Genomic DNA, 10,648 nt, shown 5'->3' with positions numbered 1-10,648 from the left:
GATGCGGATCCCAACGCAGGGTGGCGGAACTGCTCCAGTTGCTGTTCAGCCGGGAGGAGAGTTCCGCCACCACCGATGAGGTCGTGGTGGCGGTAACGTCCGTGCCATTGAGTTGCACCTTGCGATCTTCGAAATAGAGTATCTGACCGAGACTGGCGCGAAATCGTTCCCGGCCGCTGTCGCTCTCCAGCAAACGTGAGGTGAGCGCCAATGTGATCTGATTGGCATCGCCGATGCGGTCACGGCCACTGAATCGGTTGTCCCGGAACAGGCTGGAGAAGGTGAAGTCGAGCTCGGATGAATCGAAATTTGGTGTATCGCTCTGATCCTCGTAAGGGGCGTAGAGGTAGTGGAGACGTGGCTCCAGCGTGTGGGTGGCGGCACTGCCGAACCAGTTGCTGTCCCGTTCGAGGATCAGGCCGCTGTCCAGGCTCAGGGTGGGAACCATCCGGCTTGGGGCGGAATTATCCCCCGCGTCCGTATTACTGAGCTGATAATTGGTGTAGTTGAGACCGACTCTGGGCGTCAGATGGCCCCAGGAGCGCCGCAGTGGCAGACTCAGATAGGGCGAGATGGCGACCCGGTGTCCCCGTACCTGCTCGACGTGGTCGAAATAGACATATTCGGCCTCCAGTGACAGATCGAGCCCCGTTTCGTCCAGGCTGTGCTCATAACTGGCGAGCAGTTGCGGCAGCCGGCTGTAGGGATAGTCGATGCGGGCGATATCCTTGTCTACGGTCTGGAAATTCTGCAGGCGGCCCAACAGCGACCAATCGCCGTTGGTGTAGTTAATATCGCCCCGCTGTTCGATATGCCGGCTGCTGGTGATGGCGAGTCCCTTGCCGAAGTCGGTCAGATACTCTTTGTCGCTCACATAACCTGCGTCGATGGTGGTGGTCACTCCTGGGGTCAGCCAGCTGTCGTGGCGCATATTGAACGCGCCACGGGTGGAGGGGCGGTCGTTGTCGGCGTCTCCATCGTTGGGCAGGATCTCACCGGTGAAGTTGCCTTTCTGGTTTTCCCTGAGAAAGCGGAACTCGCCCCCAAGCATCAGCCCCCGTTTGCTCATCAGGCGGGGGGTGATGGTCGCGTCGTAATCCGGTGCGAGGTTCAGGTAGTAGGGGATGGAGAACTCACCACCGCCACGACTGGATGAACCTATGGCAGGCAGCAGGAAGCCCGATTTGCGCCGGTCGTCCACCGGGAAGCTGAAGTAGGGGGTATAGAAGACCGGGACGCCGCCGAATCGCAGCTTGGCATTGCGCGCCACGCCCCAGCCCTCGTCCATATTGATATCGAGCGTCTCGGCCTCGATATTCCAGTCGTTGGCGCCAGGACGGCAGGTGGTGTAGGAGACATTATCGTAATGGGAGAGTGTCTTCGACTCTATATCCACCCGGCTGGCGCTGCCTCTGGCATTACGTTCCGGCAGGCGGAACTCCGTCTCCGTGAGCCAGCCCTGGTTCTCCTCCAGCGTCACCTGTCCCGCTTTGCCGCTGACCCTGAGTCCCGGTTTCTCGATATAGATGTTGCCGTCGAGGTCGATCTGTCGGGTGTCTCGCTGGTAATAGGCGTGATCTGCCTCAAGATAGTGGTCGTCCTGTCTGACCTGCACGCCGCCAAAAAAATGGGTGCGGTTGTTGCGCTGATCCAACACTGCGGCATCCGCTTCGACTTGGGTGCTACTGGGTTGGCCTGCTTCCAGTGGCAAGACAGGGCGTTCGTGGACGGAGGCAGGATCGCAGTACTCCCAGTTCAGTCCCCGGTCGATACGCAGAATCCCGCCGTCATTGTCGGCAGCGAGGGTCGGGGCGGCAATCAGCAGGAGGGGAACCAGCCAGATGTGAGGGTGTCGGAGACTCAGTCGATTCATGTTGTTTTGGGGTTGTGCGGCCTTGTGGTTGGTGACTGAGCTGTCGCGCGGCATAAAATCGCATAGAATCGTCTAATCTTCAATTCCTCTGATTGCTGGAAACCATTGTGGCATCTTCTCTGCGCCGTACACTGCTGACCTTTTTGATCCTGCTGCTGACTGTTTTTGTGGTGATGGCGCTGTGGCGTACCCGTCCTCAGCCGGAAGTAGTTATGAAAAAACCTCAGGTTACCCGGGTGGAGGTGGTGCAGGCGGTGGCCCGGGATATCAACCCCCTGGTGCGGCAGACCGGCCTGCTGCGTCCCTGGCGGGTGGCCTCTCTGAAATTCGAGGTGAAAGGAGACTTGGTGGAACGGCTGGTCGAGCCGGGGCAGAAGGTTGAACACGGTCAGTTGCTGCTGCGACTCGACGATGCGGACTACCGGGATGCGGTAACCGAAAACGAAGCCCGACTCACCGAGACCCGCGCGGCTGTCCGGCGTGACCGCTCCCTGCTGGGATTGGCCAAGGAGAACCGCAAACTGGCGGAGCAGGAGTATCGGCGCCTGGTGAAACTGGGGGAGGGTTCTCTCTCCTCCGCCTCCACCCGAGACAGCGCTCGCCAGCAACTGCTCAAGCTGTCGAGTGACGAGGCGCGGCTGGCCTTCAGCATCGAGAGCAGCCAGGCCCGGCTGGTGCGGGAGGATGCGGCCCTGAAACGGGCGCAACGTAATCTGCAGCGCACCCGGTTGTTTGCGCCTTTCGATGGCCTGATCAACCGGGTCGAGGCGGAGGTGGGTGACTATCTGCAGACCAGTGTCCGTGTGGTGGAGTTGATTCAGGGTGAATTTCTCGAACTCTATGTCGAGGTGAGTGGCGACGTTGCGGCGGCCCTGATGATTGGTCAGAAGTTGATCATAAAGATTGATGGCGCCGAGCTGGAGGGTGAACTGACGGCACTGCAGCCGGATCCTGAAGCCAAGACCCATACTCACCCATTACAGATCCGTCTCCCCGCAGATGGTCTGCTGCCAGGCATGCTGGGAGAGGTGTTGCTGCCTCTGGAACCCCGAAGCGGCGCACTGGTCATACCGCCGGCGGCCCTGCTGCGCGAAGAGGGGCTGGCCTACGTCTTCGTGGTTGACGCTGGGCGGCTGCAGCGGCGTGCGGTGATGCCGGGCATTCGCTACAACGGTCTGCAGGTGATTCTTTCCGGTCTGGCTGAGGGGGAGCCGCTGGTGGCACGGGATGTGGAGGTGCTGAGTGACGGGATCAAGGTAACGGCCGAGGCAGTGGAGTCCGGTCGGTGATCGAGTTCTCCATCCGCAACCCACTGATCGTCAACCTGCTGCTGGCGATCATTCTGCTGGCCGGAGTGCTCTCCTGGTATGCCATGCCCCAGGAGATGTTTCCCACGGTGGAGCAGGACAAGGTAAATATTCGCACCACTTTTGAGGGGGCGTCGCCGGAAGAGATTGAACGGCAGATCACCCTGCCTATCGAACAGGAACTGGATGGGCTGGCGGATATCGATGTCATCAGCTCCACCAGCAATGAAGGGTCGTCGAGTATCCTCATCGAACTCAAGAGTGGCGCTGACGTGGATGACTTTCTGCGCAAGGTGGACACGGCTCTGGATCAGGTGGATGACCTGCCGGATGAGGCGGAAGAGCCGGAACTCTCCCGTCTGGAGACCCGCTTTCCGGTCATCTCGGTGAGTCTTTACGGCGATATCGCAAGGGGACGTCTCTACAGGATTGCCGAGGATCTGAAGGATGAGCTGATCAAGCTGCCGGGGGTGGCGTCGGTGGGGGTAGCCGGTGTCCGGGAGTGGGAGATCTGGGTGGTGGTCGATCCCCAGGTGCTGGCGGCGCGTGGGGTCTCGCTGAAGGAGGTGGGCCGGGCGTTGCGGGAAAATCTCCGGGATCTGCCCGGCGGCACTCTGAAGTCGACAGGGGGCGATATCCGTCTGCGGGGTATGGGCGTCCCCCCTGATCCGGTACAAATGGCGGAGATCGTGCTGCGCAGTAATGCTGCGGGTGGTCGCCTGCGGCTAGGTGATCTGGCGGAGGTGCAGTTGCGGCTGGAGGAGGCGCAGACCCTGGGGCGGTTCAACGGCAAGCCTTCGGTCAATCTCACCATTAATAAGACCAGTCAGGCATCGACTATCACTGTCGCAAAACAGGTGCGGGCCTATGTGGATGAGCGTCAGCTTACCCTGCCGGCAGGGGTTGAGCTGGGACTCTTCAGTGACCTCTCGGTCTACGTGAAGACCCGTCTGGAGACGGTGAAATCCTCCGGTATGGTGGGATTGGCGCTGGTGTTGCTGGCACTCTATCTGATGCTCAACTTCCGTGTCGCCTTCATCACCGCGCTGGGTATCCCGGTCTCCTTCCTGGTGGCGGTGATCATCCTCTATATGCTGGATTACAGCATCAACATGGTCTCGCTGTTTGCCTTTCTCATCGCCCTGGGTCTGATTGTGGATGATGCGATCATCGTCAATGAGAATATCTACCGTCACCTGGAGATGGGGGAGGACCCGGCAGGTGCTGCGCTGATCGGCACCAAAGAAGTCTTCTGGCCGGTAGTGGCCTCGACCGCCACCACCATTGCCGCCTTTATGCCGATGTTCGCCATTGGCGGCACCATGGGGGCGTTTATCGCGGTGATCCCGGTGGTGGTGAGCGCTTCCCTTTCCGGTTCGCTACTGGAGGCATTCGGCGTACTGCCCTCCCACGCCAAGGAGATGCTGACGGTGCCGCGGCAGCGACGCCAGGGGCGTATTGACTGGACGGCGCTGAACCGGAACTACACCCGTCTTCTGCGCTGGAGTCTTGATAACCGCTATCCGGTGGCGATGCTCTCTGTCGGCGTACTGGTCATTACCATGACTTTTGCCGCCACCCGCGTCCCCTTCCTGCTCTTCGGACATGTCGATGTGGGGCAGTTCTTTATCAATATCGAGACGCCCAGTACCTACAGTATCGATGAGAGTGCCCGCCTGGCGAAAAAAGTCGAGCAGGAGATTATCGGCTCCCTGGAAGAGGAGGAACTCGACACCCTGCTGACAAATGTCGGGGTGATGTTCATCGATTTTCATCGGGTGCGTTTCGGCAGCCGCTATATTCAATTGATCGTCGATCTCAAGAAACAGCGGCCCCAGGGATTTATAGAGCGTTGGATCTCACCTGCTGTGAGCCTCAAATTTGCCTGGGAGGGGAGTCGTGACCGCAGTTCAGATAGGGTGATCGAGTCGCTGCGGGAACAGTTGGCACCTATCCCCGGCATCCAGCGATTGTCGATCCTGCGACCGCAGGGAGGACCGGCCGGGGCGGATATCGAGATCGGCGTTATTGGTGATTCTGTAGACCAACTGCGTCGACAGGCGGAACGGGTACGTGAATTCGTGCAGCGCCTGCCGGGGACGTCGGACGTGCGTCAGGATATGGATCCCGGCAAGCTGGAGTATCGCTATGAACTCAACGAGCGGGGGCGTCAGCTCGGTCTGACCCAGATGCAACTGTCGGACGTGGTGCGCACAGGCTTCCTGGGTCTTGAAGTGGTGCATGTCAGCTGGCAGGACAAACGTATTCCGGTGCGGCTGATCTTTCCTGACCAACTGCGTCACGATGCCGGTGCATTGGAACGCCTGCCGATCACCCTGGAGGATGGCCGAACGGTCTATCTTGGGGATGTCGCCGATGTGCAGGAGGCGCGGGGTTACAACAGCATCAATCGGCGGGATCTGCAGCGGCTTGCCACCATCACAGCGGAGGTCGATTCAGATATCACCACACCGAATGATGTGATCGAGAAAGTAAAACAGGCGTTTGATGATCTACCTCAGGGTTATGAGCTTCTGTTTCTCGGTGAGAAAAAGAAGACTGAAGAGTCGATTGCCGGTATGAAACGGGCAACCGTAATTGCCTTGGCGATCATCTTCGTCATCCTTGCCGCCCTGTTCAAATCACTGCTGGATCCACTGGTGGTGATGTTCGCCATCCCCTTTGGTTTGATTGGTGTCGTCGTGGGACATCTACTGTTCGGCTACCATCTGCAGTTCCTCTCCCTGATCGGCTTTCTGGCACTGACCGGCATCGTAGTCAATGATTCCCTTATCCTGGTCGACTTTACCAAACGCATGCGTCGGGAAGGCATGGAGCGGAAGGACGCAATGGTGGAAGCCGGACGTGTGCGAATACGTCCGATTCTACTCACCAGTATCACTACCTTTTTAGGTATCTCGCCGTTGATCTTCTTCGCAACCGGGCAGACCGCCTTTCTCTCCCCGATGGCGGTCAGTCTTGGGTTCGGACTGCTCTTTGCCACCGTTCTGATCCTGTTGGCGCTACCTTGCTTCTATCTGATAGCGGATGACATGCGTAGTGGGTTCTCCAAGTTGGTTCACACTGATTCTCGCCGCAAATAAATCACCTCCCGCCAAAATCCCCCGACAAGTGATGAGGTCCCGTGCTCCCCGTTTATTCAAGGCGGCTGACTTGGTGTTTTACTCATGCTTTTGCCAGAGAACCGGAGCCTGCATCTCAGTTGTAACGGTATATCCCTTGTTTTTGCCGTGGGAACTATATTACGCTGGTGAAGGCAAAGTCGTCGAATGAAGCCGCTCTGGCGGGTTGGGCGTCAGACATCAGCGCGCTTGACGTTGAACTGGGCTTTGGCAACCTGGATCCTGTAGGCCTGATCAAGCGCAGCGGATCAGGTAAATGTGAGCACAACGGCGGGTAAATGCCGGTTCCGCAAGCGAACGGCCTACGGTTTAATAACTCCAGGAGCCTGGATCTGTAAGCCCTGTTGATCAAGCACAGCGGATCAGGCAAAACAAAGCAATCAAATGGCATCATGATCGCACTCCAAGGTTGATGTGGGCACTATCGCGGCACCCTGGAAGGGGTGCCGGCGTTGTTGCGTCTGTTCGATGAGTATCAAGTCCGCGCCACCTTTCTCTTCAGTCTGGGACCGGACCACACCGGCCGCGCCCTGCGGCGCATCTTCCGTCCCGGATTCCTGCAAAAAGTGCGGCGTACCTCAGTGGCCAGCAACTACGGCCTCAAAACCCTGATGTACGGCGTGCTGCTACCCGGACCACATATCGGCCGTAAAGCGGGTGATGTGATGCGTTCGGTGGCCGAGGCGGGTCACGAGGTTGGCATCCACTGTTACGATCATGTGCGCTGGCAGGATTATGTTGCCCACAAGGATGAGCAATGGACCCGTCGAGAGCTGGATCTGGCGGCAGAGACCTTCCAGGAAGTTTTCGGCCATGCTGCGACTACCCACGGTGCCGCAGGTTGGCAGCTCAATGCCCATACCTTGAAATGGGAGGAGGAGGCCGGTCTCAAGTACGCCAGTGATGTCCGTGGCAAGAGTGCCTTCTATCCTGTGCTACAGGGCATCGAATCCAGATGTCCGCAGATCCCCACCACGCTTCCCACCCTTGATGAGCTAATCGGTCGCGACGGTATCACCGAAGAGAATGTGCACGAATACATCTATGCGGAGAGTCAGTATATCCTGCCCAATGGCCACGTCTACACGCTACATGCCGAGCTGGAAGGGATGCAGTTGCTGTCGACCATGGAGAAATTGCTGGTGATGTGGAAAGGCTTCGAAGGCACTGTCCAGGCAGTGGGGGATACCTATGATTCCCTGGATCTTGCCACCTTGCCGAAACATCAAATCGGTTGGGGTGAACTCGAAGGGCGTTCAGGTCATCTCGCCATGCAGAGTATTGTTGTTGAAAAACAGGTCAGCCCGCAGCGGGTTTGATCAAACGCTCCAGTTCGTCTGGGAGATCCGGGAACAGGATCTGGATTGTCTCCCTGTCAGCCAGCGCCATGTCTGCATAGTCAAATCCGGGGCAGACTGCCTCGCTGACCAGTCCATATTCGCCTGCGGTGAGTTCCGTAGCTTTCCAACAACCACCTTTGACGATGAGCTGCAGTTTTTGTCCTGCCCCCAGATCTTTGCCCATTACGACTCGTTCAACTTTTCCTTCCGGGTGGATGATGTGGTATGTCAGTGGCGAACCGGAATGGAAGTAGTGGATGATGTCGGAACGGTTTTTATGCAGATAGCCGATGGGGTTGTCATCGCTCAGCAGGTAATAGATCGAGGTGAGCAGTGGACGTGGTTTCCCGGTTTCAGTAAGGATCGTCTGATGTTCGGACTGATAGGTTCGGTGAAAAAAACCACCCTCGACATGGGGTTCCAGGGAGAGATGTGTGATGATCTGATTTTTTTTCATGGGATCACTCCCAATGAAAAGAGGTCGTGGGGAAACCACTGTCTTTTGTTTGCAATCTACGCTCTGAAAAATGCATGTTTCTCTATTGCGAAAGGTCTCCGAATTTTTCATCAAGCGCCCGCTTGATGAGCTGCTTTATGCGTCGCTCCAGAGAACTGGTCACCTCGTCCTCGATAACCTGTTTCAAATGGCTGGTGGCATGGGTGACCGCCTGCTCTACAGCCTGCTGAACGATGGAGGAGAGTTCGTGATTGATCTGATCCTGCAAACCCTCCCGAACAATGCCGATGATGGCGTCGTGATCGGGTAGAGGCTGGAAATTCGCCTGCGCCTCTATACTCTCCGCTGACGGCTCACTCGTTGCAGAGATGAGTGTCTCGGCTTGGACGACATCATCAAGCAGGGGGATATCCAGCTCATTCAGATCGATATTTTCAGGATCGGTCGGGTTCATCTAGCTGATCTCATGGGTTTTGAGTGGGTAGCCCCGATCGCGATAGAAGCGGAATCGCTCGCGACCGGCAGTTTTGAGTTCAGGCTCTTTGTCTATCACTTCGGCCACCCTTTCAAAGCGACTGAAAAAGTTTGGCACATCTGTGGTGAGATTGATCAGTACATCGCTCTCTTCCGCAGCATCTTCACCGCAGCCGATAATAACAGGGGTGACGGCACTATTTGCATCCTGTTGCTGCGCATGGGGCACGAAACTGCCTTGACGGAAGGTCCAGAGCAGGCGATCCATATGCCTGGCCTCCTCATTGGAAACCGTGTGGATAAAGATCCTTCTCCCCTGATGATAGATCTTCTCCACCAGTCGGCAGGCGAGCATGTAGCGGTTGGCCCTGGCCTGCTCTTGGAGGATGTAGAAATCGACTTGGGTCATTGTGTTGGAAATTAATTAATCAATCACTCTGTCCACTGCGTTTCAGCAGGAACTGGGTCAGCAGCGGTACCGGGCGACCGGTTGCGCCTTTGGCACTGCCCGAAAGCCAGGCGGTGCCGGCAATATCCAGATGAACCCACTTGAACTTTTTCGTATAACGGGAGAGGAAACAGGCGGCGGTAATGGTCCCCGCACCCTTGCCACCGATATTTCCCATATCGGCAAAGTTGCTGTCGAGTTGCGACTGATAATCCTCCCAAAGCGGCAGACGCCAGGCCCGGTCGCCGCTGTGGCTGCCGGCGTTGAGTACCTCATCGGCGAGCGCGTCATTATTGGCCATCAGACCAGAAGCGTGTTTTCCCAGGGCGACGATGCAGGCGCCGGTAAGGGTGGCGATATCGATGACGGCCGCCGGCTCGAAACGTTCGCTGTAGGTGAGGGCGTCGCAGAGGATCAGGCGGCCTTCCGCGTCGGTGTTTAAAATCTCAATGGTCTGGCCGGACATGCTGGTAACAATGTCGCCGGGTTTGTTGGCATCACCGTCGGGCAGATTCTCGGATGAGGGCACCACCCCGATGACATTCAGCGGCAACTCCATTTCGGCGCAGGCCTGCAGGGTGCCGATGACACTGGCGCCGCCGCACATGTCGTATTTCATCTCGTCCATCCCCGCCGAGGGTTTGAGGGAGATGCCTCCAGCGTCGAAGGTCAATCCCTTGCCCACCAGCACAACGGGTTTGGCGTCTGGCTTGCCGCCTTTGTACTCCATGATGATCAGCTTGGCGGGTTGGCGACTGCCGCGGGAGACGGAGAGCAGGGCGCCCATTTTCAGTTTCTCCATCTGCTTCTCATCCAACACCTGGACCTTGATGCGGCGGGATTTTCTGCTGAGTTTGCGGGCCTGTTCAGCGAGGTAGGTCGGGGTGCAGATATTGCCTGGCAGATTGGAGAGATCCTTGGCCAGGTTCATGCCGTTGGCGATGCCCTGACCATGGCTCACTGCCTTTTGCGCAGTTTTCAACCGGCGGCGGTCACCGAGAAAAAGGGTCAGACGCTTCAGTGGACGTTTGGGTGTTTTGCGCTCACTTTTCAGCTCGTCTGCGCGGTATAACGCATCCTCTGCGGAGATGACGGTGTCTCGTACTGTCTGATAGAGGTTGCCGTCCTGAAGTTCCAGATCGTTCAGGCAACTGACTGCTTCAATTGCGTGACTCTTTTCTAGACTTTTCACCACCGAGGTGATGGCTTTGCGATACTGTTTGAGGGTAAATTCCCGGTTTTTTCCCAGGCCCACCAGCAGCACTCGTTCTGCAAGCGCACCAGGTACGTCATACAGCATTACCTGTTCACCAGACTCACCATTCATATCGCCACGCTTCAGAATCTTGGTGAGGTAGCCCTTGCCGGCCCTGTCCACTTGTTGCGCAATGGGTGAAAGCCGACGGTGGGAGTAGACGCCAAGCACCAGGCAGGCGGTACGTTGTTTGGTGGGATCCCCAGACTTGATGCTGAATTCCATGTATCGTTGACCCTCGATATTTTGGTGGTGATGATGCCTATCCAGGCCGCAATTCTTGATAGGATAGGGTTCGAAATCATTATAGACAGCCAATGGTCTACCTAAACAACGACAATACGTAACTGA

General features: G+C 57.3%; 8 protein-coding genes. 3 read left to right on the top strand and 5 right to left on the bottom strand.

Going from position 1 to position 10,648, the window contains the following annotated elements; translation table 11 throughout:
• The coding region (locus G9Q73_RS16295; protein ID WP_177420712.1) for an LPS-assembly protein LptD at nucleotides 1-1,927 on the bottom strand (1,927 nt) is incomplete at its 3' end.
• Nucleotides 1,928-1,980: 53 nt separating this feature from the next.
• On the opposite strand from G9Q73_RS16295, the gene G9Q73_RS16290 reads away from it, so the two are divergent.
• The 3 genes from G9Q73_RS16290 (at nucleotide 1,981) to G9Q73_RS16280 (ending at nucleotide 7,642) form a co-directional block, all read left to right on the top strand.
• Nucleotides 1,981-3,162 (top strand): efflux RND transporter periplasmic adaptor subunit, encoded by a 1,182-nt coding sequence (locus G9Q73_RS16290; protein ID WP_177420711.1) that lies wholly within the window; start codon nucleotides 1,981-1,983, stop codon nucleotides 3,160-3,162.
• A complete protein-coding gene (locus G9Q73_RS16285) occupies nucleotides 3,159-6,284 on the top strand; it encodes an efflux RND transporter permease subunit (RefSeq protein WP_177420710.1) in 3,126 nt (1,041 codons plus the stop codon). The genes G9Q73_RS16290 and G9Q73_RS16285 overlap by 4 nt, the downstream gene beginning before the upstream one ends.
• A gap of 482 nt (nucleotides 6,285-6,766) precedes the next feature.
• Nucleotides 6,767-7,642: a polysaccharide deacetylase family protein gene (locus tag G9Q73_RS16280; protein WP_369408913.1), complete on the top strand. Its 876-nt coding sequence runs from the start codon at nucleotides 6,767-6,769 to the stop codon at nucleotides 7,640-7,642.
• Here G9Q73_RS16280 and G9Q73_RS16275 read toward each other — a convergent pair.
• From G9Q73_RS16275 to G9Q73_RS16260, 4 genes are all read right to left on the bottom strand, one after another.
• Entirely contained in the window at nucleotides 7,623-8,120 is a 498-nt protein-coding gene (locus tag G9Q73_RS16275) for a cupin domain-containing protein (protein ID WP_177420709.1), read from the bottom strand. The two genes, G9Q73_RS16280 and G9Q73_RS16275, sit on opposite strands and share 20 nt — an antisense overlap.
• An 82-nt stretch (nucleotides 8,121-8,202) precedes the next feature.
• On the bottom strand, nucleotides 8,203-8,574 hold the full coding sequence (locus G9Q73_RS16270) for a hypothetical protein (RefSeq protein WP_177420708.1): 372 nt from the start codon (nucleotides 8,572-8,574) through the stop codon (nucleotides 8,203-8,205).
• Nucleotides 8,575-9,003 (bottom strand): DNA polymerase III subunit chi, encoded by a 429-nt coding sequence (locus tag G9Q73_RS16265; RefSeq protein ID WP_177420707.1) that lies wholly within the window; start codon nucleotides 9,001-9,003, stop codon nucleotides 8,575-8,577.
• A gap of 19 nt (nucleotides 9,004-9,022) precedes the next feature.
• Nucleotides 9,023-10,522 (bottom strand): leucyl aminopeptidase, encoded by a 1,500-nt coding sequence (locus G9Q73_RS16260; RefSeq protein WP_177420706.1) that lies wholly within the window; start codon nucleotides 10,520-10,522, stop codon nucleotides 9,023-9,025.
• Nucleotides 10,523-10,648 lie beyond the last annotated feature (126 nt).

Source organism: endosymbiont of Lamellibrachia barhami (genome assembly GCF_011947365.2).
GTDB lineage: Bacteria > Pseudomonadota > Gammaproteobacteria > Chromatiales > Chromatiaceae > QGON01.
The sequence above is the reverse complement of the archived record's forward strand: the minus strand, read 5'-3'. Positions and strand labels throughout refer to the sequence as shown.

Bases quoted from the DNA above. Each gene is read 5' to 3' on its own strand.
- G9Q73_RS16275 (WP_177420709.1), bottom strand. From the start codon at position 8,120: ATGAAAAAAAATCAGATCATCACACATCTCTCCCTGGAACCCCATGTC.
- G9Q73_RS16270 (WP_177420708.1), bottom strand. From the start codon at position 8,574: ATGAACCCGACCGATCCTGAAAATATCGATCTGAATGAGCTGGATATC.
- G9Q73_RS16265 (WP_177420707.1), bottom strand. From the start codon at position 9,003: ATGACCCAAGTCGATTTCTACATCCTCCAAGAGCAGGCCAGGGCCAAC.
- G9Q73_RS16260 (WP_177420706.1), bottom strand. From the start codon at position 10,522: ATGGAATTCAGCATCAAGTCTGGGGATCCCACCAAACAACGTACCGCC.